Annotated in this window: 24 protein-coding genes and 1 pseudogene; 21 read left to right on the forward strand and 4 right to left on the reverse strand. The window is 34.7% G+C overall.

Features of this window, described 5'->3' with window-relative positions:
- Positions 1 to 133: 133 nt before the first annotated feature.
- From FA727_RS19040 to FA727_RS19090, 12 genes and pseudogenes are all read left to right on the forward strand, one after another.
- Positions 134 to 322 (forward strand): annotated as a pseudogene (locus FA727_RS19040) (JAB domain-containing protein); the annotation flags it as partial.
- 39 nt (positions 323 to 361) lie between these two features.
- Positions 362 to 757, forward strand: a complete 396-nt coding sequence (locus tag FA727_RS19045; RefSeq protein ID WP_136833131.1) for a hypothetical protein — start codon at positions 362 to 364, stop codon at positions 755 to 757.
- A 3-nt stretch (positions 758 to 760) separates the two neighbouring features.
- Positions 761 to 958, forward strand: coding sequence for a hypothetical protein (locus FA727_RS19050; RefSeq protein ID WP_136833132.1), 198 nt, complete (start codon positions 761 to 763; stop codon positions 956 to 958).
- A gap of 76 nt (positions 959 to 1,034) precedes the next feature.
- Positions 1,035 to 2,069 carry a DUF6094 domain-containing protein gene (locus FA727_RS19055; protein WP_136833133.1) on the forward strand — a complete coding sequence of 345 codons (1,035 nt, stop codon included), beginning with the start codon at positions 1,035 to 1,037 and terminating at the stop codon, positions 2,067 to 2,069.
- Positions 2,070 to 2,082: 13 nt separating this feature from the next.
- Positions 2,083 to 2,382 carry a hypothetical protein gene (locus FA727_RS19060; RefSeq protein ID WP_136833134.1) on the forward strand — a complete coding sequence of 100 codons (300 nt, stop codon included), beginning with the start codon at positions 2,083 to 2,085 and terminating at the stop codon, positions 2,380 to 2,382.
- On the forward strand, positions 2,379 to 2,726 hold the full coding sequence (locus tag FA727_RS19065) for a hypothetical protein (RefSeq protein WP_136833135.1): 348 nt from the start codon (positions 2,379 to 2,381) through the stop codon (positions 2,724 to 2,726). The genes FA727_RS19060 and FA727_RS19065 overlap by 4 nt, the downstream gene beginning before the upstream one ends.
- Entirely contained in the window at positions 2,723 to 2,944 is a 222-nt protein-coding gene (locus FA727_RS19070) for a hypothetical protein (protein ID WP_136833136.1), read from the forward strand. The genes FA727_RS19065 and FA727_RS19070 overlap by 4 nt, the downstream gene beginning before the upstream one ends.
- Before the next feature lie 14 nt (positions 2,945 to 2,958).
- Complete coding sequence (locus FA727_RS19075) at positions 2,959 to 3,174, forward strand: hypothetical protein (protein ID WP_136833137.1); 216 nt, start codon at positions 2,959 to 2,961, stop codon at positions 3,172 to 3,174.
- 102 nt (positions 3,175 to 3,276) lie between these two features.
- Entirely contained in the window at positions 3,277 to 3,408 is a 132-nt protein-coding gene (locus FA727_RS24985) for a hypothetical protein (protein WP_281280922.1), read from the forward strand.
- Between the two features lie 372 nt (positions 3,409 to 3,780).
- Positions 3,781 to 6,846, forward strand: a complete 3,066-nt coding sequence (locus tag FA727_RS19080; RefSeq protein WP_158318917.1) for a helicase-related protein — start codon at positions 3,781 to 3,783, stop codon at positions 6,844 to 6,846.
- Between the two features lie 678 nt (positions 6,847 to 7,524).
- Complete coding sequence (locus tag FA727_RS19085) at positions 7,525 to 8,058, forward strand: hypothetical protein (protein WP_136833139.1); 534 nt, start codon at positions 7,525 to 7,527, stop codon at positions 8,056 to 8,058.
- 22 nt (positions 8,059 to 8,080) lie between these two features.
- Positions 8,081 to 9,070 carry a cytochrome D1 domain-containing protein gene (locus tag FA727_RS19090; RefSeq protein ID WP_136833140.1) on the forward strand — a complete coding sequence of 330 codons (990 nt, stop codon included), beginning with the start codon at positions 8,081 to 8,083 and terminating at the stop codon, positions 9,068 to 9,070.
- 205 nt (positions 9,071 to 9,275) lie between these two features.
- On the opposite strand, the gene FA727_RS19095 is transcribed toward FA727_RS19090, so the two are convergent.
- Positions 9,276 to 10,853 (reverse strand): multicopper oxidase family protein, encoded by a 1,578-nt coding sequence (locus tag FA727_RS19095; RefSeq protein ID WP_136833141.1) that lies wholly within the window; start codon positions 10,851 to 10,853, stop codon positions 9,276 to 9,278.
- 308 nt (positions 10,854 to 11,161) lie between these two features.
- Here FA727_RS19095 and FA727_RS19100 point away from each other — a divergent pair, with 308 nt between their 5' ends.
- The 6 genes from FA727_RS19100 to FA727_RS19125 all read left to right on the forward strand — a co-directional run bounded on the left by FA727_RS19100 (position 11,162) and on the right by FA727_RS19125 (position 18,852).
- Positions 11,162 to 12,460: a methyl-accepting chemotaxis protein gene (locus FA727_RS19100; RefSeq protein WP_136833142.1), complete on the forward strand. Its 1,299-nt coding sequence runs from the start codon at positions 11,162 to 11,164 to the stop codon at positions 12,458 to 12,460.
- A 71-nt stretch (positions 12,461 to 12,531) separates the two neighbouring features.
- Positions 12,532 to 13,041 (forward strand): QcrA and Rieske domain-containing protein, encoded by a 510-nt coding sequence (locus FA727_RS19105; RefSeq protein WP_136833143.1) that lies wholly within the window; start codon positions 12,532 to 12,534, stop codon positions 13,039 to 13,041.
- A gap of 426 nt (positions 13,042 to 13,467) precedes the next feature.
- On the forward strand, positions 13,468 to 14,616 hold the full coding sequence (locus FA727_RS19110; RefSeq protein WP_136833144.1) for a YncE family protein: 1,149 nt from the start codon (positions 13,468 to 13,470) through the stop codon (positions 14,614 to 14,616).
- Positions 14,617 to 14,893: 277 nt separating this feature from the next.
- Positions 14,894 to 16,081 carry a coiled-coil domain-containing protein gene (locus tag FA727_RS19115; protein WP_136833145.1) on the forward strand — a complete coding sequence of 396 codons (1,188 nt, stop codon included), beginning with the start codon at positions 14,894 to 14,896 and terminating at the stop codon, positions 16,079 to 16,081.
- 675 nt (positions 16,082 to 16,756) lie between these two features.
- Positions 16,757 to 17,464 carry a response regulator transcription factor gene (locus FA727_RS19120; protein WP_136833146.1) on the forward strand — a complete coding sequence of 236 codons (708 nt, stop codon included), beginning with the start codon at positions 16,757 to 16,759 and terminating at the stop codon, positions 17,462 to 17,464.
- Entirely contained in the window at positions 17,461 to 18,852 is a 1,392-nt protein-coding gene (locus tag FA727_RS19125; RefSeq protein WP_136833147.1) for a HAMP domain-containing sensor histidine kinase, read from the forward strand. Before FA727_RS19120 ends, FA727_RS19125 begins: the two co-directional genes overlap by 4 nt.
- Positions 18,853 to 18,990: 138 nt before the next feature.
- On the opposite strand, the gene asnB is transcribed toward FA727_RS19125, so the two are convergent.
- Positions 18,991 to 20,898: an asparagine synthase (glutamine-hydrolyzing) gene (gene asnB / locus FA727_RS19130; protein ID WP_136833148.1), complete on the reverse strand. Its 1,908-nt coding sequence runs from the start codon at positions 20,896 to 20,898 to the stop codon at positions 18,991 to 18,993.
- A gap of 493 nt (positions 20,899 to 21,391) precedes the next feature.
- Between asnB and FA727_RS19135 the strand changes: the two genes are divergently transcribed.
- The 3 genes from FA727_RS19135 (at position 21,392) to FA727_RS19145 (ending at position 23,934) form a co-directional block, all read left to right on the forward strand.
- Positions 21,392 to 22,246 (forward strand): C39 family peptidase, encoded by an 855-nt coding sequence (locus tag FA727_RS19135; RefSeq protein WP_136833149.1) that lies wholly within the window; start codon positions 21,392 to 21,394, stop codon positions 22,244 to 22,246.
- Positions 22,247 to 22,583: 337 nt separating this feature from the next.
- Positions 22,584 to 23,405, forward strand: coding sequence for a prolipoprotein diacylglyceryl transferase (gene lgt, locus FA727_RS19140; RefSeq protein WP_136833150.1), 822 nt, complete (start codon positions 22,584 to 22,586; stop codon positions 23,403 to 23,405).
- A 211-nt stretch (positions 23,406 to 23,616) separates the two neighbouring features.
- Positions 23,617 to 23,934 (forward strand): hypothetical protein, encoded by a 318-nt coding sequence (locus FA727_RS19145; RefSeq protein WP_136833151.1) that lies wholly within the window; start codon positions 23,617 to 23,619, stop codon positions 23,932 to 23,934.
- A gap of 400 nt (positions 23,935 to 24,334) precedes the next feature.
- On the opposite strand, the gene FA727_RS24560 is transcribed toward FA727_RS19145, so the two are convergent.
- Both FA727_RS24560 and FA727_RS24565 read right to left on the reverse strand, forming a co-directional pair.
- Positions 24,335 to 24,724 (reverse strand): aminoglycoside adenylyltransferase domain-containing protein, encoded by a 390-nt coding sequence (locus FA727_RS24560; protein ID WP_206663848.1) that lies wholly within the window; start codon positions 24,722 to 24,724, stop codon positions 24,335 to 24,337.
- A 20-nt stretch (positions 24,725 to 24,744) separates the two neighbouring features.
- Positions 24,745 to 25,092 (reverse strand): hypothetical protein, encoded by a 348-nt coding sequence (locus FA727_RS24565; protein ID WP_206663849.1) that lies wholly within the window; start codon positions 25,090 to 25,092, stop codon positions 24,745 to 24,747.
- Positions 25,093 to 25,539 lie beyond the last annotated feature (447 nt).

The following is a 25,539-nucleotide window of genomic DNA, read 5'->3' on the forward strand; positions in this document are numbered from 1 at the left end:
GGGAAGTTAGATTGATAAATGGAAAGCCGTATACTCTGAGAGGAGTACGTACGGTTTGGGGGGGAGTTCTTGGAAACCTACTTAGGAAACTAAGCAAGGCACTGGGTTCTTACCCTACTTCCATGAGGGTGTTATGAGATGTGCTGCATCAGTTATCGTTGCACATAATCATCCAAGTGGCGATCCTGCTCCTTCCAGTGAAGATATAGAGGTCACAAAACGCCTTGTTGAATCCGGAAAGATCATAGGGATTGATGTGCTTGATCACGTTATCATCGGTGATAACAAGTTTACTAGTTTGAAGGAAAAAGGGTATCTCTAATCGAGTGCCCTATTACATACACACTTAGGAGGAATTAATATGAAGGCGGTATTTAACACAGAAAAGGTAACTTATGAGTTAAGTAAGTCGGGTTATACCAGGAATGGACATTTCGTGCAAGGAGAAGTGACGTTGAAAGAACTTTCAATCGGTCAACCAGCTTGTATCGAAGTCAATTCTAATGGCTATAAGCAAGTGATAAGGACAGATATCGTGACAGATATTGAAGTATGTCCCGCTTTCTTTAAAATGAAGATGAATACAGAAGTTCATCCTTATAAAATCACCATTAGACGTTCTGAAGGTCACGTTCTCAGTACCATGAAAATTGGTACGGAGAAAGAAGTGAAAGCGGCCATTTCTAAAATGTACCCGGATTGCAAGGTCAATTACGAAATTTCCCCAATCCCTACTAGGAAGAGGGGGATTTCTTAATCTATGAATCTTCAAAAGGGACAAGAGATAGCTGTTACTCTCCGTGGAAATGATAAGCCAATTATGGCTACTTTCCTAGAGTGGATACCTAATCTACAGGTAAAAGACCAGGTCTTTCTTGTAGTTGAGTGGAAGGGTGAAGAAAGAAAAATTCATGATATTTTTATCGGCGAAATAAACGGTAACAAATTTACAGCGTAGGAAGAGACAAGTCGGTTCGGAAACGAATCGGCTTTTTCTATTTAATATATATTACACACTTTAGGAGGAATCTTTTATGGCACGTATCGCTTCACAATCAAAGGGTGGATTTTACGCAACACCGGAAGGACAAATGAGTTTAATTTTACCGCATATAAGGTTACGAGGGGAACAAGGTTACTTGAATCTCTTTGATCCTTGTGCTGGTGAAGGAGAAGCGCTAAAACAATTAGGTGATAATTTTACCACCTTGCAGAATCTTACTGTTACCACGTATGGCGTTGAATTGGAAGAAACAAGATTTCATAAGGCTAAAGATGTTATCGACCATGCAATTCATGATGGGTATGAAAATATTCGAACTGAGGGGAATTACAATGCAGTTTGGTTGAATCCTCCTTACGACGAAGTATTTCATGAACGGACAGAGCTTCGATTTTTGAGAACTTTATCTTCTAAATCAAAAAACGTCTTTGCAAACAATGGATTGCTGATGTTTTGTGTCCCTCAATATGTGTTGGATAAATGCGCGATGATTTTATCAGAACGCTTTCGAGATATAAAGGTATACCGGTTCACAGATGATGCTTATGATGTTTTTAAGCAAGTTGTGGTCTTTGGATATTTCGGTAGCCCTCAATCTCGTGATGTAGTAAAAGAAACCCGTGAATATTTGAAGGAGATTGGTAATGCAGGACCAGAAGTATTACCAACCCTGGAAGAGATCGAGGAAGAATTTTATATTGAACCTTCAAAAGAACCGATTTCTATCTTTCGAGCGGGTAAACTTAAGGCCGTTGAGTTATTTCGTGATCTGAAAGAATCTACGGTTTTTCACGAATTTGAAAAAAGGGTAACCCCCGAAGTCAAAAAAAGCACAATGAAACGTCCTCTTTTACCACTTAAATTAGCTCATGCTGGAATTGCCATTGCAGCAGGTGCAGTCGGTGGGAATATGGGAACACACATTGTTGTCGGATTGACTAAGCCTGTAACAGAATTGGCAGAAGTCGATGATGATGAAGGTCTAGTAAAAAAGGAAATTTATACAAAGCATCATAAATCCGTTGTACGTGTTTTTGCACAAGACGGTATTCATGAATTGCAATAGGAGGATTAAAATAATGAATCAGAATAAGGTGTCTTATGTTACAAGTGAAGCTTTCTTGGAGGCATTGAGTGATACAGAATCAAATATAGTTGAAGTCCACTTCGACTTTAGAAAGAATATTGGAAGTATTATTTTTGAAGTACCTTCCAATGAATCAGAAGTTGAAGATACAATCACTCTCACGTATACAAATGAAATTTCCTACCATAATGCACTTGCAGAGTTACATGGTATAGTAGAAAGCCACTTTAATTATGAACAGAACCCAGGTTACATTGCGATCGAGCAACCCGAAGAAGGTGTTGCGAAATGATTACAGTCCTGGCTTGTTCGTGTGAAGTGCTGGATATGAACTGTAAACGGTGTAAAGGTCATGAACGTATTGAGGTAAGTCAGACCTATTGGATTCCAAGCCACTTTGATTTTTCTCCTTTGAGATTTGAGCCAGTCGCAGGACTGTTTCAAGTCTTCCTTTCCGGAGAAGAAATCATTGGAGCTGGGGATATTGAATATAGGCCAGAGAACCGAAGCTACTTTGTGTATAATCTTCATTCCTTTTGGGGTGAGGAAGGCCACAAAATCATGATTGAGACTATGCTTGCACATGAGGATATCGACATTGTTGAAGGGAATGTTATATGGGAGGTTTTACAATGAGTGAATTGTCGAATTTTGAAAAAGGCATTGTGCAATATTTAGATGTCATTAAAAGCCCGACTATAGATCAACGTCATTCTCCAACTACAAGGAAGCTAAACGAGGCAGTGTGTCTAATGGCTTCTGAAGATATGGAATTAATGAAAAAGATTGTAATGAATCGCTGGGTGATTAATCGTGCATTGAGTAGTGCATTTGCAAGAAAATGCAACATTTAGGAGGATTTCTCTCGATGAACATGGTCTCAAGTAAACCTATTTCATTTAAGCAAATTCGACTTATTCAACGTATTACTAGCATTCTTAATATCTCTATCTCTTTTAATGGGAGTACTAGTAAACAAGCAAGCCAATTTATTATAGAGAATATAGTTGAATTTAGAAAAGCGAAGAGAATTGATGAAGCATATGCTCATATTCAATATAGTGAGCATGGCTTTATCGATTAATTAATGAAAAATTGTGAAGAAGTTGAGATTTGTAAAGTTAATGAATCTAACAAAATATGTGATTAAAACTCTATTAATAATTACACTAAGGAGGAGATTTAGATGATAAGATGTCAATATGGTAACTGTGAAAAAGAAGCAACTACAAAAGGGTTTGTGATGGCAAGAAACCCTAAACACGGAAAAGATATTCCAACTAAGGTTGTTGCTTGCAATAAGCATAAAAAAGTATAGGGATTTTTTGAATCTAAATAAAAATTACATGCGCATAGGAGATAAAAATGGAATACAAAAAATGTGTTAATTGTAGTCATGTGTAACAAGTAAATGATAAAAATATTTATCAAGACATTGCAGGGAAATATACTATTTGCGAAAAATGTAATACTGCTTATGGTGTAGAGATAAAAACTGGTGATATTTATTTTAAATCGTGAATTTTATTGCACAATCTGAAGATATAACAAAATCTCAAAAAAAGGAACATTAGTACCTAATATGAATTCATAACAATTACAATACACAACAAGGAGGGATAGCCCTCTAACTACTTTTAAAGAGTTAGGGGGTAACCCTAACTTTTTGTGTAGTTATGGCAAATACATTATGAGAATTACCATACAATCCGTAGAAAGAAGTTTTGATGCACGACTACATTTTGCAGTAGTAGACAAAAAAGAAATTGTAGCAGCTAGTTACGTTGGAGTACCCGAAAGTGTTGTTGCGATCACAGCGGGAATTATTGAAGCTCGTGAAGTGCGTATCAACGATTTGATATTCAATCGTTCTTCTGACGCATTTAGGCGCCTAGATAGAAGAATTGGTATGGGTGACGTTGCTCATGGAATGGTCTTTAATTCTCTAGCTACGATTGATGGGATTAACAACGTTATACAAGGTGACGACAATAGCAAAGGCTACATTATCTCAGTGAATGGAAATATCAAAGACGATATCTCGGCTCATGTGATAGAACGTTTTGGTCTACCTATTGAATTTAAAGAACAGTATTCGGGGTTATTTGGATTCATGTATGAGGAATTAGAAGTGATTCAAAATCCTGACTTCTTAGGACTTTATCCTAATCTACGAGCTGTACGATTTGATGGAAATGAAAAAGAGGTACTTGAAATCGTGGAATCGGCATTAAAGAATGGTATGCTTATCATTCCTAAATCCGAGGTAAATGGAGTCTTTAATCCAAAATGGTCCATGAAAGAGTATATGATTAACAATGCACAAGCAATGAACAAATTGCTTGCTGAATTGAAACCTCTTCATACTATGATGGATAAATTAGATCCTGCGATTGCTACAATGTCACGTATTCCATTTCCTGCCCAAGCACATGTTATTCAAGGTATAATCAACGGTTTAGAGATTTCAAACTCTGAATGGACAGCAGCTAACATGGGAACGGGAAAATCGATTCAAGCTTGTGGTGTCGCTCATGTTCTTCATGAAAGAAGAAAGCGGAATAGGGCCAAGAAGGGAATGGCAGTTTTACTTTCCGCTCCTGGTATTACACTACGAAAGTGGCAAACAAAAGAAATTGGAAAAACGTTACCGTATGCGAAAACAACCATTATTCGTTCGGCAAATGAAGCCTTACAAATGCTAGAAAAAGTTCGTAATGGTTACAGACCCGCTCCTGGTGAGATGGAGATTACCATTGTTGGTATCGATAAAGCCAAAAGAGATGCTGAACCTTACTTTTCTGGTATTTGGAAGCGGGTAAATGGTAAAAAGCATTACGGATGGCATTGTCCTGATTGTGGAAGACAACTCATGAAGAAAGTTGAAGGTGAGTGGTTCGGTCTTGAATGGTCTGATGTGGCTTATGGTGAAAAACCTTCTGCTGAAAGGTTAGCGGATGCTAGGGTAGAGAAAATGATGAGGCACAATGGGATTCCAAAAGACTATTCAGTAAAGTGGAGACGCACCAAGCAATTCATGAAATGTTCGTATGTTCTTTTCCCTAAAGGTCATGTAGATTCTGAAGAGGAAGTTTGTGGAACCAAACTGTATCGACCAGCTGTAAAAAACCTTGGTGAAACTCGAAACACTCCTACTACGAATATTTCAAAAGTCTTCAAAAAGATGAAGAAGTATTTTGACTTAGCGATTGTAGATGAAGCTCATCAATGTAAAGCGGGTGGATCGGGTCGTGGAGATGCTTACGATAAGATTGTAAAATCAGCTAAGAAAAACCTTAACCTTACAGGTACCTTGGTCAACGGTAAAGCGAGCTCTATGAAAGAACTATTATGGAGAACGACGCCGAAAGACTTAATTGAAAAAGGTTTTACAGATTCTACAGGAGATCTTGCGTGGGCGGAGAAATACGGCAAATTAAAACAGGTTGTATTTCTTCAAGATGCAGTGAATTCATCTTCAGCCGGATGGGTAACTAGGCAGCGTAGAAAACCTATGCAACCTACTGAAGAACCCGGTATTGCACCACAAATGACAGCTCAGTTTCTATTACACAAAACAGCATTCCTTGATATTGATGATTTAGGTTTACCACTGGTGGAATTAGTAGAAAAGCCAATCTTTATTGAACCAAAACCAGAACATGGTGCAGCGTATCGTGAGTTCCATGAACAAATGTATGACAAATGCCTAAAATTGGCTCATGCAGGCGCAAAAGGAGCTTGGTCGAAGTTTAACCCTGCTGTATTAAATTACGCAGCTAGACCCGATTTAGGTGCATTTTATAACTTTGGTTTTGCAGATGCTATTGGTGAGGATATTATTACAGCACCAAAATTAACCGGCTATACTTCAAAAGAAGAGTGGCTTATTAATCAAATTAAGAGTGAGCTAGCTGAAAATCGAGGAGTTGTTATTTATAATACTTACACAGGAGAATATCAATTAAATGAACGTACTTTTCAAATTCTTGAAGAGAACGGTGTTAAAAGAGAGGAAATGAGAATACTCAATGAATCTAATACCGAGAAACGTTCTGAAGTTCTTCAAAAGTACGAGGAAGATGGTGTAAAAGTTGTAATCACCAATATGAAATTGGTCGAGGTAGGTTTGGATCTGTTAGCATGGCCAACAATTATTGCAAACCAATTAACGTATGAAGTGAATGTCTTCAGACAAGCAGCTAAAAGAAGTCACAGAATCGGTCAGCACCGACTATGTAAAGTATTAATTCCAATATTAAACGGAACTCAAGAGGTATCTCAATTTAAGAAGGTAATGAGTGCTCGTGGTCATGCATTAATGACAGAAGGAAGATTAGATCGCGGGGAACTTTCTAAGTACTCTTATGATGAACAATCTTCACTAGCGACTGATTTAGCACAATGTTTTGCTGAAGCTGACCTTGCAAATGCTTGGGAAGAACTTGCTGCTAAAGAGTTTGAAGAGCTTGAAATGATTGCTGAGAGTGAATTCCAACAAGTGTTAGATTTACGCATGAAGGAACTAGCTGAAACAACATTAAAGCTCTGTGGTGTTGCAACTTCACCTATATTACAAAATACAGAGGAAAAAGAAGTTGAACAAGATGAATCATTATTCGTGTTTGATTTCTCACAAGAGCAGGAAGTGGCCGAAGATGATGGCGGGTTTATCAGCGTTATTGATTTATCCAGCTATAAGAAAAAGCGTACACAGAAAGCTCCAACAGAGAATCAACTCGTGTTCAATTTCTAATGAGGAAGGGCAGTCATTGACTGTCCTTTTTTATGTGTGCCAGGCATGGCAAAACTATCTAGCTGGTGAAAGTCCACTGTGGGGGTACACATCGACCAACCACTAAGGAAGCGCAAGGTACTTACCGTGAGGTAAGGGCTGGAGGAAGCGTGGAATAAAATCTTGGCTCGACGAACAGAAATCTGATATTAAGGCTTTATAAAGGGATGAGACCATAACAAGTCAAAGTCCGAAAGATGTGCGTAACTTTGTAGAGTAAATCAGGCGAGTAAAAGAGGAAAGATAGTTGTCTTACCCTGGGAGGTCTTGCGGATGCACAGTAGTACAGTTGAAAACGGTTAGTCGCAAGAAGTCAGCAGAAGCCATAGTAATGAAGAGATTCATGAGGGGCTGAACAATTTATAGTGTTTCAACACCACGAATTGTCAAAATATTGTAATGAAATAGAGAATATTTAAAGGCAGTATTTTTTTGCAATCCAGAAATAAGAGAACTAAAACCTATCAACTAATAAATTTGCCTTTGTTAGATACTGGTACGGTATTAAAGAATGTTAAGGAAATAACAAGAATGTTTATCACTTAAGTTTATAAAATCTTCTAAAGTTCTCCACCAAATCTGCACATATTCTTGCGATGATATATGTGCCAAATAAAGATAGGAAGGTGGAGATAAACCATGAATAAAAAGAACCTATTAATGTCTTTAGGAGCAGTATTCATAGTTTTATTTATTGGATGGTTTTATATAGGTCAATTAAATGTTCCAAGAACTGTGCCAGAGGAAGATACAATTGCAAAACAAATAGAAAGTCCCACAACAAAAAATAAAAAAGAAGAGGCTACAAATAATTCATTACAAAGGACTGATTCACAGGGAACGGTTGCAATTCAAGCAACTTTAGTGCCCGAAAAAAGTTCATCCAATAAGCTTTTCTTTGAAATAACCTTTAACACACATTCGGGAGATATACTTCAATACGATATAGACCAACTTGCAGAACTTTCTTTTGGAACAAAAGAAAATCCAAATGGTGTATTTAAGTGGGAATTGGCAAATGAAGACTCACATCATTTGGTCGGATATTTAACATGGAATGGAGAAATTTTAGATGATCGAATTAACTTAAAATTAGAAAATATCGAGAATATCCCTTCAAGGTCTTTTATATGGGAGAAAAATGAACTAGCTGAAGTTTTTAAAAAAGAATAGTAGCGAAGGAGGGGTTAAATAAATGAAAAAAATAGGACTAATACTGATTGGTGTATTTATCGTATTTGCAATTATTTACATCTATACAAAAGAAGAAACCTCTCTCGCATATATTCCAAATGCAGGTGAGGGAACAATATCAGTTATCGACACTAAGAAGGATGAAGTGGTCCGGACAATAAAAGTAGATAATCAACTTTCAGATGGTATTGAAATAAGCTTAGATGGAGAAAAAATATATGCGGGTAATTATGACAAGGGAGAGCTATTTATTATCAATTCTGATTCGGGAGATATTGAAAAGAAAATCGATACTGGAGTAAATCTTCATGGAATCGACATTACTCCAGATGGCCGTTACTTGTACTTAGCAAGTGGTGATTTAAAGGAAGGAGAACAATACAATTTTATTAAAGTAGTAGATACCGAAATCGAGGAAATTATCAAGGAGATTCAATCTCCTTCAAAAAGTCCCGCCCATATTGATTTTAGCAATGATGGTAGTCTAGCATTTATATCAAATGTTATGTCGAATGATATATCTTTAATCGATACAAAGAAAATGGAAGTAATTGCAACTATACCTGTAGGAACTACTCCAAATGAATTAGAACCATCAATGGACGATAAATATATATTCACTGCAAATGTTACAGATGGAACTATTTCTGTTGTTGACGTTCTAAAACAGAAAGTGATTAAGACTATTGAAACAGGAGATGGCACACACGGGTTAGAGCTTTCACCCGATGGAAAGTTCTTATATGCAGCAAACCGTAGTTCTAATGACCTCATAAAACTAAACTTGGAAAATTACGAAATTACCAAGAGGGTCATTACAGGAGATACAGCTAATCATGTTTCTTTTGTACCAGGTAGTGAAAAACTTTACGTGACAAACAAGGATTCAAATGATCTTACAGTAGTAGTTGATGAGAGTTTTGAAATTGTTAAGAAAATCAAACTTGGAAAAACACCGCACGAAATAAGCTTTTCAAATACAGAGCATTGATTAAATGAATGGACAAAACAAAAAAACTGATGCGCTGGACCAGTTTTTTTGTTTTATTCGAAGTTCTTGTAATTTAAATCCTTTGTAGACCTTGATTACCAAATAAGGTAGTATTGATAAAGTACTAAACATTCAAAAGAGTTTTAACTGTCATAATAATGAGTCTATTTCTCAATAACCTCAGTCACGATTTTTATGAGCTACATTACTCAGGTTTATTATTAGCTTCAGGATCAGGAGTGAAACCAGGTTGGAACCCTTCATATTTGATTAGGTCCACCATTCCTGCTGTTGCATGGTGTAAATCATGACAATGGAAAAGCCAGTTACCAGGATTATCAGCTTTGAATGCTACTACATATTCATCACCTGATTTTAAATTAATCGTATCTTTTATGATTGGAGAACCTTCTACTGGTTTTCCGTTTTTACTTAATACTTGGAAGAAGTGCCCGTGTAGATGCATTGGATGATCGACGCCTTCTGGCGAGTTATTGATTAAAGTTACTTTGACTAAATCTCCTTTTTTAACGTTTAGGCCATCTATATTTGGGAAGGATTTTCCGTTAATGGACCAAATATTGTCCATATTATTTCCGTTAAGATCCATGGTGTACTCAATATCATATTTCTGATCTAACGTAAATTCACCAGCTGTTGGAGTTCCGTAATTAACGAAATTGAAAACCGGAAGACTCTCACTTTGATTAGACTGGTCTATTGATTCATTGTTTCCTTCATATTGAATCAATGCTTTCATACCTGCAGTTCCTTCCATATCACCGTGACATTCGAGATACCATTCACCAGGATTATTTGCCGTGAATTCAATATCATAACGCTCACCAGGAGCAATTGCCACTAACTCATTATCTATTTCTTTTGGTTCATTCAGTTCTTGACCATCAATTGCTACCACTTTAAATTTATGTCCATGTAAGTGGAAATTGTGGGACAGATATCCAACATTCGCTAAACGAATTCGAACTACTTCACCCTCTTTGACCTCTAGGGGTTCGACCGAATCTCCACTTTTCCCGTTCATGGTAAAGATGTCATAAGCAGACATATCGTGCACCATGCTTTCTCCACCATGTTCGTCACCTTCAGAGCCGGAGTCATGATTCATTCCACTCATACTGCTGTGATCCATGCCATCCATCTCTTCCATTTCCTCACTCATAGTTGCTGAAGCTTCTTGATCACTCATCCATTCGTCTAGCATGATCGTGTAATCGCGATCATATGTTTTTTCTTTCGGTTCAACAATAAACGAACCGTATAGTCCTTTATCCATCTGATTTACAGCTTCCTGATGGGTGTGGTACATATAGGTACCAGGAACCGTAGCAGTAAATTCATATGTGAAAGTTTCACCCGGCTGAACCGCATTTTGAGTTACACCTGGAATACCATCCATTTCATTTGCTACAGGAATACCATGCCAATGAATAGAGGTTGGGTCAGGAAGTTCATTCTTAAAATGGATTTTGACCTTTTCACCCTCATTTACCCGAATTTGTGCACCTGGAACAGAACCGTTGAATGTCCATGCTGTTACAGTTACCTTACTGTTTAATGGATGGGAGACTTCTTTCGCTACAAGCTCAAATTCATTACCTGTTAATGTTTCAGTATCAGTTGAAGTTAAGCCTTCTACTTTGCTTGCAGTTGTTTCGGTTTCTTTTTGCTTGCTATTCTCTGTCTTAGTGTCTTGCTCCGAAGAACAAGCAGCTAAAAAGAGAATGATTGCTGATAATAATACAGTTAGCTTTAGTTTCACAGTAAAACCCTCCAATTCCTTATGTCAAAATGAGCTTAGTAGAAAGGTTTGCAGAAATTATGGATTTTTATAAAAAGCAAGGGCAAAAATCACATTTTTATATAAAAGTTCAAAAAATGTTCAAATTGCAATGAAAATGAGATAACTTACGTTCTAACAATTGATGATACATATTTTGAAGAATTTATTTTCTAAAGAAAGCCAATGAACATATAAGTTTGGATACTTTCTGCATATTTGTAATGTACAGTTGTCTTTGTCCATAAATCACATCGATAGTATAGAGATAACTAAGGAGGAAAAAGCAGATGGAAAACGGTAAATTAGAAGGAGATCAGAAAGAAAAATTTCATAGTTTAACGATAAAAGTGAATATCGTAATAATAGGGGCACTTCTAATAAGTGTTCCATTGACAGGCTATTTAAATTCTTTGCTTGACCATAGCATTCAGACAACCTATGGGATTTACATAAGTACAGCCATCAACATCATTTTTGCAACAATAATAGCTGCATTTTTCATTCAGAGGATTGTGGTTGCCCCTTTAAAATCACTGCTTGATTTAACGAGGGAAGTGGCTGAAGGAGATTTAACAGTGACAATACCAAAAAAATCCAAGGATGAAATAGGTCAATTAGTAGGCTCCTTTGAAATAATGGTTCGAAATTTGAGAGATATTGTAGAAAACATTAATCATACATCTGTTAAAATGGCTCAATCTTCTGAACAGCTTTCTGAAAATGCAAACGAAACTAATCTAGTTTCCGTGCAAATTTCTAACTCCATTCTAGCGGTTGCAACAGGTACAGAAGGTCAAACTAGCGGCATTGAGAAAGTGGCCGTGGAAATTACGGAAATGAATGAAGGCATTAAGGAAATTGTCGGTAATACTGAAAAAGTATCTCTCCTTTCTCATCAAACAACAGAACATGCTTTTGAAGGAGAAAACGCAGTAGACAAAACAGTTGGTCAAATGAAGTTAATTCAAAATTCTGTAAGTGAATCGGATACATCTATTCAATTACTTCAGGAACGTTCTCAAGAAATTGTACAAATTTTGAATGTTATTTCTGATATAGCTAATCAAACTAATTTACTTGCTTTGAACGCAGCGATAGAGGCCGCCAGAGCTGGTGATTCAGGCAAAGGTTTTGCTGTGGTTGCAGAAGAGGTAAGAAGACTAGCTGAACAGTCCAACCAATCTACAGAAAGGATTGCTATTCTCATTGACCATATTCAGAGAGCAACAGAGGCATCTGTGGAAACTATGAGAGCTGTTATAAAAAATGTAGAAGAAGGCATTGAAATTACAAATGATACAAAAGAGAAATTCTCAGTAATTTCTCAATCAACGACAAAAATAAACTTTGAAATGGAAAATATACTAAAGGCAGCAAAAAGAATGTCTACAAGTTCAGAAAAAATTACTCTAACAATAGATCAAATTTCGACAGTTGCAAGAAAAAACACTCAAAATTCTATCCAAGTTTCCGCCTCTAGCCAAGAGCAACTTGTAGCAATTGGGGAAATAAATGATGCAACTAAAGCACTATCAAATATTTCGAGCAATCTAAGAGATATAACAAAAAGGTTCAATGTATTGTAAGGAGCCCAATTAGTAAAAATTCAAATTTTCTGCATATTTAAGTGGTACCTTTAAGTAAAGGAGGGTACCTAATGTTAAAAAGGAGAGATTTTCTAAGCAAATCGTTGAAAGGTACAGCTGGGTTATTTGCTGTTTCGGTGTTGCCTATTGGACTTACAGCTTGTAGTGATGATGATAAAAGTGACGTTGATACAAGCGCAATGGCAAATCTAGGGCCATTAAGTGAATTGGAAAAAGGGAATTTTCCTAAAAAGGTCCCTTATAAAGTGACAATTAAGGATGCGTGGGAAGAACAAGTGATGGAAAGCTTTGTTTATATTAATAAAAACAAAAAGGATAACTCTTTACTCATTATGTCTCCAATTTGCACTCATCTTGGTTGTACAGTAGGAGATGCTGATGTAGAAATGAAAGAAAATGGTGTGCTTTTTAATTGCCCTTGTCATGGAGGACAGTATGATCAATATGGTATGAATGTAGGTGGACCTCCGCCGAGACCTTTAGACACATTTAAATCATATGTCCAAGCTGGGAATGTTTATATTGCGGTACTAAGTCCAGAGAAAAGGGAGAACAAATAAGAGTTGGTGATAAAATGGGATGTTGTCAAAGTCATAAGAATGGTAAATCGAAGAAATTATCATCCAAAGGCTTTTTTCTCTTATGGACTCTTTTGGTCATCACTATATGGGGCGTAAGCTATGTATTAAACAAATGATGAAAAATCAAATAGATAAAGGTTACACGATCATAGCATGTCGATTAGGGCTTATCATTTAATTGGTAAGCTCTTTAATTTTTGTTTATTAATCAAGATTAATTGGCAATTTAACTGACTTTTTCTTATCAAAATTTCTTTATTGTAATGGAAAAGTATGCAGTTTTTATAGATTTTCACAATATTTTAAGATGTTTCTCCTTTTTTTTACAAAGTGATGTATATCACGTGTTGCATGCTTCAGGGCTACTAATATTTCAAATAGATTCAATAAAGGAGGAAGCGTTATATGAATAAGACTAAATTAAATCTAATTACTTTGTTAATTTCTGGTGCAGTTTTGGCTGGGTGTAGTTCTAACACTAATCAAAATTCAGTATCTAAAGAGAAGGTGCAAGAAGAAACAAAAACTTCTGAGAAAGTAGCAGAATCAAAAGATCCCGAAACACAAAACGTAAAATATTACTTCACTGCAGATGAAGGAGGAAGTATTTCCAAAATCAAATCAGCGACAAATGAAGTAGTTGAAACAATTAAAGTAGAAGGTGCTGTACACAATGTGCAAGTTTCTCCAGATGGAAAAATGCTTGGTGCAACAGTTGTTCCGTCAATGAATCATGGACAAGAATCTGAAAGTGACAGCTCTCATGATGAGGATTCACATGAAGAAGATTCTCATGGGGATGTGTCGATGGAGATGAACGGAAAGGCAATATTCTTTGATACCCAAACAAGCGAACAAATAAAGACAGTTGAGGTTGGTAATCATCCAGCGCACTTTGTTTTTACAGAGGATGGAAAATATGCGTTAGTATCAAATAATGAAGATAATAATGTCTCAGTTATTGATATGGAAAACTTCTCGGTGATTCAAACAATTGATACTGGTAAAGGACCGCATGGGTTTAGAATTTCTGCTGATAGTCAGAAAGCATATGTTGCAAATATGAACGAGGATACTATTAGTGTTTTAAACCTTGAAACAATGCAGGAAGAGAAAAAGATTACAGTCGGTTTAACGCCTGTGACAACTGGAGTGACCAATGACGGAAAAATACTAGTCGCTACCTTAAATGCAGAAAATATGCTTGCAATTGTTGATTTAGAAACTGATCAAGTAGAAAAAGTTGAGGTTGGGAAAGGACCTGCACAGGTATATATTAATGGAAATAATCAATATGCTTATGTAGCAAACCAAGGGACTGAAGATTCTCCATCTAATTCTGTTACGGTTGTTGAGTTAGCTACAAAGAAGGTAACAGCAACCATTGAAACAGGAAAAGGAGCTCATGGAGTAGTGACAAGTTCAGACAACAAACGCCTTTATGTAACAAATATGTTTGAGAATACTGTTACAATAATTGATACAGAACAAAATAAAGTACTTGAAACTATTGAAGTTGGAAAGATTCCAAATGGGATTAGCATCATGGAATAATAAAGATTCACTATTATCTATTAATAATTAAGAATATAAAAATACCGTTTCTTATTTTTAAAGGAACGGTATTTTTTATGTTTTTAAGACCTGATACCAATAAATGAAACATAACTGTAAAATTATTACCTTTGATCGAAATAAAAGACTACTATATTCTAAAAAAGAAGAAATTTGTATTAATAGAGTGAAATTTGTCATTTATGGTTGAAAAAATAAACATTATTAAACATTTTAATAAAACTTGTAGAAACCTAGAAGGTTGGAGGAAAAACGAATGTTGAAAAAGAAACTATTAGTCCTGAATACGTCAATTATTTTAGGAGTGGGGAGTCTAATTTCTATCCCTTCTGTAAGTGCAGAATATTCCACACAAATTCAACAAGTTGAAAAAACTATTAATGATACGGAAAATAAATTGTCTGTTTTAAAAGAGAAGGTCAAGAAAACAGATATAGCAATACAGGAAAATAATAAACTAATTGCTCAAACTGAAAGTGATATTAAAATGGAACAGGCTGAAATTCAAAAGCTTGAAGAAGAGATAAAGGTATTAAATGAAACCATTGCAAAGAGAACGGAAATCTTAAAGAGTCGAGCTCAATCATTTCAGGAATCTGGAGGAAAAGTTAGTTATATAGAAGTTCTTTTAGGCTCAGAAGATTTTAGTGATTTCATTGATCGTGTATTTGCAGTATCTCAAATTGCAAATGCAGATAGTGACCTTATCAAACAACATGAATTAGATAAAGCTGCAGTTGAAGAGAAGCAAACTGAGGTTAAGAAAAAACTGGAAGAGCTAACTGGAAAGAAAACAGAACTGGATGGAATGAAATCTCTTTTGCTACAACAAAAGGAACAAAATGATACATTAAAGAACGATCTAGAAGAAGCGCAAAAAGGTAATAAGGCCAAGTTGAGTGAATTAGAAGCAAAAGTTCAAGCTGAACAGGAAGCTCAAAAGGTCACCCAAAAAGTTACTGTTCAAAACACTTCATCATCATCAAAAGAAAGCAATAGTAACTCAGGTAAAAGTGGTGGGAAGGTTGCCTATACACCTCCTGCAAATGACGGAAGTTTAAATACCGTTTTAACAGCAGGAAATAAATACATTGGGAACTCTGTCTATGTTTTTGGTGGCGGTAGAAATGCTTATGACATTGCCAATGGAAGATTTGATTGTTCCGCTTTCGTGAGCTGGGCATTTAGACAGGCTGGTATTAGTATTGGTTCAAGTACAGAGGCCCTAAGAACACAAGGTACAAAGATATCTCTTAGTGAAGCACGCCCAGGGGATTTAGTATTCTTTGATACGTACAAGAGGGATGGACACGTTGCAATTTACCTTGGTGGAGGGAAATTTATAGGCTCTCAATCCTCTACAGGTGTGGCAATTGCCAACATGAACTCTGGCTACTATCAAAAAACATTTAAAGGGCATGTACGAAGAGTAGCAAATTTTTAATTAGATAATTTGGGCTTATCCTTTTTGAACGAGGATAAGCCTTTTTATTTTGTATTTATTGAAGACATTTAATTATGCTCTGTTGCTTTTCAAAACGGACAAAACCTCAATGTATATCATGTATTGGATATTGAAAGATCATAAAGATATGTGACTGATAAATGGAAACCATACAACCTCTAGACAGAGTGGCTCACGAAATAGTTGTGAAAAGGAAGAAGTACAATTCTGAACTTTACTGAGTTGCACTAAGACATTTTGTTTTTCCATATGTTATTGAGTTAATTAAATTTTTCTAAGAAAAAAGAAAAGACTCAATGTTTAAAGTATTTTTAGATGTGTATTTAGAGAAAAGTAATAACAATAGTAATAGTACTCAAAGAGTGTAGAAAAAGTCAGATTTCCTAAGATTGAATTTCGACTTTTTATTATGTGGTGGTTAGCTACGATTAAGTTATCTTTTCTCCATATTTTCTTCAAATTTTAGTGTTATTTCTACAATATATGTTCATTAAATTAGTATCATATTCAATTACCTTTCATTTCTCAAAGAAAATACTTTTCTGAAGACATTTAAAGAGGATAGTTTATTTCTTTGTTTTTGTTGTAAGAGGGCCCATACTTAACTTCACGTTCTTTTGTGATTATTTATCCCATAGTTAAAGGAGGATGTAGATGAAAAAAATATTAGTAGTGGAAGATGAAAGATATATGATGAATTTACTAAAGATACACTTAGGAAATGATTATGATATTGTGGAAGCAAAAGATGGACAAACTGCTATAGATTTAATTCTAGAAGAATCATTTGATGTAATTATACTGGATGTAATGCTACCTTATGTATCGGGCTGGGAAGTATGCAAAAAAATTAGAGAGGAAGACGAGGAGGTACCTATTCTTATGTTAACGGCTAGATCTGAATTATCCGACAAAGTAATGGGTCTAGAGATAGGTGCTGATGATTATCTTGTAAAACCTTTTGAGTTTGAGGAACTAAAAGCAAGAATAAGAGCATTATTACGAAGGTATGAACATTCAAGACATGAATCATCAGAAGAGAATAAGTGCGTTTATTATAACGATTTGTTTCGAATGGATATTGATAGTCGGCAGCTTTTTGTGAATCAGCAGTATATAGAATTGACAGCAAAAGAATTTGATTTATTATCATTGCTTGCTTCAAACCCCAATCGCGTATTTACGAGGGAAATATTACTAGATAAAATTTGGCAATATAACGAGATTAGGGATTTACGAAATGTTGATTCTCATATTAAAAATATACGAATCAAGCTTAAAAAGGTATTAGAGGATATAAATTTTATACAGACAGTATGGGGAGTAGGGTACAAATTTAATTTGCTAGAGGACATGAAATGAAAACTAGAGGAATATTTCTGAAGCTAGGATGCATCATGATGTTCTTATTTCTTATTATTTTAGTACCATTGGGTTTTATTATAGATCGTATTTTCTTGGAGTTATATTCTGAACAGGTACACAAAAATGTAAATCAATACGCCGACAAATTGAAAAACACATTTGAAAATAACTTTGGGGTTGATCCGAAAATTTTCGACTATATAAGTTCTACAACCGGGGGAGAGATAATAATCTTTGATGAAAATGGAATTATTCTTTCAAGTTCGCTAGTAGAGTTCCAAAAAGGACAACAGATTCAAAGTGATTTGTTTCAATTATTACGAGAAGGAAAGTATTTTGATAGGGGCTATAATAATCCTGAAACAAATGAAGAATTCTTTTTTGTTGGAAGACCATTAATAGTGGAAGGTAAATTTGGAGGAGGTATCTTTGTTTTTTCGTCAATTGATAAAATACACCAACTTATGCATGGTATAAGAAATTGGATTATTATATCCATTGTTGGTGCAATTATATTAGCTCTCTGTTATACACTATTTGTTTCAAGAAAGATTTCTAAACCTTTGATTATAATGGAGAGAGCAACAAGAGAAATTGCTAAAGGCAATTTGGCAACACAGATTAATATCATATCAAACGATGAAATAGGATCACTAGGTAAAGCCATTAATAAACTTAGCTTAGAATTGAATAATTATCGGACTAATCGAAGCGAATTATTAGCAAATATTTCACATGAACTCCGTACACCAATTTCTTATCTAAAAGGATATGCACAATTGATAAAGACTCACCAATATAATGATGAAAAAGAGCTGGAGACTTACTCAATTATTATTGAGAATGAGTCTGAGCGACTATCGAAACTTATACAAGATTTATTTGAGTTATCTAAAATGGAAGAGGGTAAAACAAAGTTATATTATCAATTGGTCGATATTGAAGAATTATTAGAAGAAGTGACACGAAAAGTGAAAGTAAAAGCTCAAAGTAAGGACTTAGAATTAGCGATTATTAAGAATACGTTGCCTTCTATATACTCCGATGGAACACGTATTCAGCAAGTTCTATTAAATCTTTTAGAGAATGCAATTAACTATACTGAAAAAGGAAAAATAGTTGTGGAGGCTAAACAACAAAATAATTCAGTCTCAATCACCATAAAAGACACCGGAATTGGAATACCAGAAGAAGACCTCCCATTCATTTTTGATCGTTTTCATCGTGTTGAGAAATCACGATCTAGAGAAATGGGTGGGACAGGACTAGGGCTTGCCATTGTTTACGAACTGGTTAAGCTCTTACAAGGTAATATAAAAGTTACTAGTGAATATGGCTCAGGTACAGAATTTCGTGTAAGCTTTCCATTGAATATAGAGCGCTAGTACTTTAGAAGGTATGGGATTTTTCTAAGTCAAAAAGAATAAAATTGTATGAATTTCTTATATATTGTTTTTGTGTCATTATACTATTTGACAAAAAAGCCCAAGCAGTATTAGTCATTATGCTTGGGCTTTTTGGAGCTAACTTATAAGTTCAAGTTGTTTTGAATTTTCATTTTTCACTTTTTCATGGCCAAATTCATATATGTTTTCTACATATATTTGGTGCCAAATCATGAAAACAAGGATTGTCCATAGTTTACGGCTGTTATCCTTCTTATTAGTTACATGTTGATCCAATAAGTTGAATACTTCTTGTTTATTAAATAAGTAATCTGTTGGGCTTGAGCGAACTAAATCAATAGCCCACTCGTATAATTCATTTTTAAGCCAGTGACGGATAGGAACAGGAAATCCTAATTTTTTTCGATTTAAGATGTGAGCCGGGACAATTCCTTCTGCTGCTTTTCGCAAGATGTATTTCGTAGTGTGATTATTAATTTTTTGTTTGTAATGAATTTTGGATGCAACTTTGAATACTTCTCTATCTAAAAAAGGAACTCTCAGTTCAAGGGAGTGGGCCATTGTCATTTTATCGGCCTTTAATAATATATCACCTCGAAGCCATGTATAAATATCAAGGTGTTGCATTTTGGTGATTTCATCATATCCAACAGATAGTCTATACACTTGTTTCGTTATATTTCTATAATCTAAATTACTTTTATAATCGGTAAGGAGCAATTTTTTGTCCTTTTCTTCAAACATTTTTGCATTCCCAATGTATCTCTCTTCTAATGGAGTAACTCCACGTTTAATAAAGCTTTTGCCTTTAACTCCATCCGGGAGAATGTTTCCAAAGGTTCTTAACAACTGCTTAACTGGATCGGGAATATAGTTAAATAGTTTGAGCGATTCTGGCTCTCTATATATATTGTAACCGCCAAACAATTCATCTGCACCTTCTCCAGATAATACCACTTTGACATGTTTCCTTGCCTCTCTTGCAACAAAATACAATGGTACTGCAGCTGGGTCAGCTAATGGATCATCCATGTGCCAAATAACTTTAGGGAGCTCTTTTAGAAACTCTTCAGGTGTAATTATAAAGTTAATATTCTCTAACTCCAGAGCCGATGCTGTCTCTTGGGCAACAGTTACTTCACTAAAACCTTCAGTTTCAAATCCAACAGAAAAAGTTTTTAAACGAGGATTCACTTCTTTAGCCAATGAGACTATAAAAGATGAATCAATTCCTCCCGATAAAAATGAACCAACAGGAACATCACTACGCATATGCTTACTAACCGAATCTATTAGAACTTCTTGAATTTCCTTAATAAGTTGTGATTCTTGCATATTTTTAGGTTGAAATTGTGGCTTCCAATATTCCACGGCTCTAAACGTTCTACCAGGTTTTTTAATAAAATAATGGCCAGGTTGGAGTTTTTTTATGCCATTTGTAAGGGTATATGGTTCAGGCACATATTGAAAGCTAAGATAGTGTTGCAAAGAATCATGATCTACTGAGGAAGAAATAGCTAGTAGAATACTCTTTTTTTCAGATGCAAAGTATAAAGCATCATCTTGTTCTGAATAAAAGAATGGTTTAATGCCGAATTGATCTCTTGCCCCAAATAACTCGTGATTAATTTTGTCCCAAATAACAAAGGAAAACATACCTCTTAGCTTTTTTACGGTTTGTTCTTTAATATCAGAATATAGCGCAATTATCACTTCCGTATCAGATTGTGTTGAAAATTTATATCCTTTTTTAATTAATTCCTCACGCAACTCAAGATAGTTATAAATTTCGCCATTAAATATCATCCAATAACGTTCGTCTTCATATGAAAGGGGTTGATTTCCACTTTCTATATCAATAATACTCAGTCTTCTAAAACCAAAACTAATATAATCATCAAAATAATAACCCTCAGAGTCAGGACCTCGATGGGTAATTAATGAGTTCATCATTTCTATTTTAATTTTCATATCTTGTTCTATCTTTTGAGGTTTATTATACATACATCCAACAAAACCACACATAAATTTCACCTACCTAGTTTTTTTTAGAAATAATCTATTATTTGATGTAGCGCGACTTTTGCACTAAAGAATAAACTACTATTTAAATTTGTAGAATCTATGAAGATATAAAAAATCTAGTAGAAAAAAATATATCTTTTAGTTTACTATCTACACATTTTCTACAAATTTATTGTATATACTACAAAAACACTATGAGGAATATGGTATTGTCAGTCACCTTTTCACATTAATTTCTATTTCTATCAAGAATATTGGGACATAATTAAATAAATTTAGATGAAAGTGTTGATAAGATTGAACTAGTTTAGGAAAAGATTTTGGAGGTTGAATAATCGGCGGAGATCCTGTCCTAAATTGGAGTAATGGAGCCTTTAGAACATTGCGTGTTTTAAGCAGAAATTGATTAACCTAGAAAAACCGTATTTATTCCAACTAAGGTGAAAGAAGAAGTAAACAATCAATAATGTTTCATAAAATCGGAGCTTAGAAGATGATCTTTATAATTGTTTTGTTTGGTTTAATAAGTATCGTCCTTTCTGTTTTGCTGTTTCGTAAATTTCAGAGCTTAAAGTACCCATCTATTATCTGTTTTACTTATACACTTATTTCCCTTCTTCTAATATTTATGTTAGGAAAAGTAGAGAAAGTAAACTTAGTTGACTTAATTAATGATAGAGAACCGAAAATAGCAAAGAATAACGAACAGTCCACCGGCCCTAATGGAACAATCGTGAAAATTAAAGAACAAGTCCTCATAGATGCACCTATTATTAAACAATTTCCTGAATTACCAAGAGGATGTGAAGTCACTAGCCTAGCAATGCTTTTGCAATACAAAGAAATTAGTGTAGATAAAATGGAATTGGCAACTAAAGTAGAGAAAAGTACGGTTCCCTTCAAAAAGGAAAACGGCTACTTTTACTGGGGTGACCCTAATGACGGGTTCATTGGTGATATGTATTCCTACGAAAATAGAGGGTATGGAGTGTATCATAAACCAATCAGAAAATTGGCAGAACAATATCTGCCAAAAAAAATAGTTGATTTGACAGGGAGTGAATTTTCTGAACTGCAAATCTATCTTTCCCTTGGCAATCCCGTGTGGGTTATTACTAACACAACATTCAGAAAGCTACCTGAAACTGCTTTTGAAAAATGGAATACTCCGAACGGAAATGTAAAGATTACTTATAAAGAGCATTCTGTATTAATTACTGGTTATGATAATCAAACAATCTATTTTAATGACCCAATAGATGGAGTGAAAAATAAAGGAGTTAAGAAAGATGATTTCTTAGAAGCTTGGAAGCAAATGGGGAGTCAGGCTATAACCTATTTGCCTTGAGTAGAGGAGTACTTAGTTATGCAATAGAAAAGTCAAGATTATAAATTGGGATTTGAATTTAGACTGACTAAGGTGGAAGGGTGGCTCAATCCTTTACAGGTGTGGCAAGTGTAAACATGAATACTGGTTACTATCCAAAAAACATTTAAAGGGACATGTACGAAGAGTAGAAATTTTAATTAGATAATTTGGGCTTATCCTTTTTGAAGGAGGATAAGCTTTTTATTTGGTCCTTTATAAAGATTTAATAATTTTCGGTTCTTTTTCAAAATGCACAAAATCTCGATAGATATCATGTATTCTATCGTAAAGGAAATATAGAGGTGAGGTTGAGAAAATGGAAAATATACAACCATTAAACAGAGTGGCTCTCGAAATTGGACCATTTACAATATATTGGTACGGCATTATTATTGGAATTGGAATTGCACTAGGATGGTTACTTGCCACAAGGGAAACAAAAAAATTGGGTCTCCCAAAAGACATTTTTAGTGATCTTTTACTTTGGGCCATTCCGATAGCAATTGTTAGTGCAAGAATTTATTATGTACTATTTAAATGGGATTATTATTCAGAGAACCCTAGAGAAATTATTGCTATTTGGGAAGGTGGAATTGCAATCCACGGAGCATTAATTGGTGCTGTAATAACAGCGATTGTTTTTGCAAAAAAGAGGGGTGTTTCATTTTGGAAACTTGCCGATGTTGCAGCACCAAGTATTATTCTTGGGCAAGCCATTGGGCGGTGGGGAAACTTTATGAACCAGGAAGCCCATGGCACGGAGGTAACCAGGACTTTTCTAGAAAACCTTTCATTGCCTGATTTTATTATTAATCAAATGTATATAAACGATTCTTATTATCACCCAACTTTCTTATATGAATCTATTTGGAATATTGTTGGATTCTTCATTCTAATCATAATAAGAAGGTTACAGCCAAAAATAGGGGAACTTTTTCTTTCCTATGTTGTCTGGTATTCTCTTGGCCGTTTTTTTGTAGAAGGACTAAGAACAGACAGCTTAATGCTTACAGATTCTTTACGCATAGCTCAAGTTGTTTCGTTAGTCCTGATTATGGTAGCAGTATTTGCAATCTGGTTTAGACGTAGAAAAGATTATGCAAAATACCAATATATTTATACTTACAAAAATAAATAAACAAATTGGCCATTTGAAAAATTTTCAAACATATGATGCTTCTCTAAAGCTTTGACAATAGGCAAGACTTCGACATAAGATTAAAGAAAAAGTTGGTTTAACCCAAAAAACTTGCTCCTATTTATCTTTTAGAGAATACACCGAATGAAAGGTACCGAGGTGAACTAAATTGTGTGTATCAAATAACTTCATTGAGCAGCAGGTATATGATTTGAGTGAACAAATACGGAAAAATACACGGTATGCTTATGTTAAAACAGTATTTTCAGTTGACGGTTTTGTGAGTGGGGACATTCAAGAAGGAAAAGAATTACCGTTGGTTTCCAAAGTGATTCTAAGAGATGTGGATGGAACGCTTTATCAGGTAGGTCCAAGTCTAAATGGTTTGAAGTTTGCAAAAAAAGAAATTACGTATAAGGAATACAAAAGACTTGAAAAGAGAGAGACGCGTAATGCCATATTAATTTTTTTGGGGAGCCTGATCGGTTTAGGATCTGTAATGGTGTTAATTTTGAAACTGTTTACTTAAAATATCTATGTTTTTTGTGGTAGTAAAAAGAAGGGCACTTCGTATAAAGTTAAGCCGTTCTCTTTTGGAGTACCCGCACCTATAAAAGCATATGTAAAAGTCTATATAATAGCAGAGCAATTCGCACCTGAGTAATCTCTGCTTTTTTATTGATTTAACAATGTTTTCTATTAAATGGGATGGTTAAATCGCTGTATAAGCCTCTTACCAATTAACGACTGCCTAAAAAAATTATGCAGTGACGATTAGTATACGATTTTGCACGCTATTCCTGCCACTAAAAAACCGACAGATAGCTGTCGGCTCAACCAAAATTATTAAATTAATGCATCCGTTTAATTTGAGTACATTTTTTCACAATCTTTACTATTTTTAAATAAGTTGGTTCCGCACTACTCTTTCATTCAAAAAGACCATTAATTTCTTGTATTATATAATCCATATAACCTAAAGCGTCATTTCTTCTTTCGAAGATAGAATTGTAAAAAGAATTTTTGTTATCTTTTCGTAATCTCATGGATTCTTTAATAATCTTATGCCACTTTTGAGGAACAGTCTGTAATGCATATTCACTTGCCCCAACTTTTGATGTTATATCCCTTCCATTAAACGTATAATAAAGGCGGGAAATACCCAAAATTCCCCATTCAATAGCTTTTGGGCTAACAAATAAGGCAATGTATCCAATGGAAGGAAACCTCCTACAAGCATTTACCCAATTAAGCCAGTAAGTTTTAAGATTGTTCCTCATTTTGTTAATTAAAATGTCAAAGTCAACCGTATATTTCATGTCTCCTATATCTTGCCCTTTTACGGTATGCCCCATTTTTTTAACCCGAAAGCATCAACTGAGTTTCTATCAAACGTCTTAATACCTTTAAATTCTCCATCGTTAAACCGAAGACACGGAATTTCACCTTTGTTTAGGGATTCAATATCATGCTTTAGCAAATAGATTCCATCTAAAATTGTTTTGTTAAATTTTCTATGCAAATCACTATGAATTTTTTTCGAAATATTTATATCTGTTTCGTTGGCTTTTCTTTTCGTAACGATAATAAAGTCAATATCGCTTTTACTGAAATCAAATGCTCCAAACGAAACAGAGCCATAAATATAATATGCTTCAAGGAAATTTGGTAAACTTAATTCAACCATTTTAATATGCTAGTTTACAATTTCTTCAACTTTTTCAGGTATATAATTCATCATTTTCACGCCTTAAAATTGAATTGTTATATCTTGTATATGCTCTTATTTAACAATAGATTACTAATGGTACAATTAGGTAAATAATACCATATAATGATGAACTATTTATGCTTTTATTAACCAGCATTATTAAACTATCCTGCACTCGTTAGTTGAAGAACAACCATATTTGAATTGTAACTTATTTTACCATTTCAAAAGTAAAAGCAGTGTGATTTCTTCTGCGAAACCCGCTGCGATAGTTGTTTTATATGTGCTATTTCCTATGCGGGTACTTCAAAAGAGAATGGCTTAGTATAAAGTGTACCTTTTTTAATTTTAATAAAGGGTGGTTTTCTAAAGTTTGTTTTTTTAAAGCATTAATTAAAATGTAATGCATATACCACATAATGA

Origin of the sequence: Robertmurraya kyonggiensis (assembly GCF_005116465.1) — a bacterium.
Lineage (GTDB): Bacteria > Bacillota > Bacilli > Bacillales > Cytobacillaceae > Robertmurraya > Robertmurraya kyonggiensis.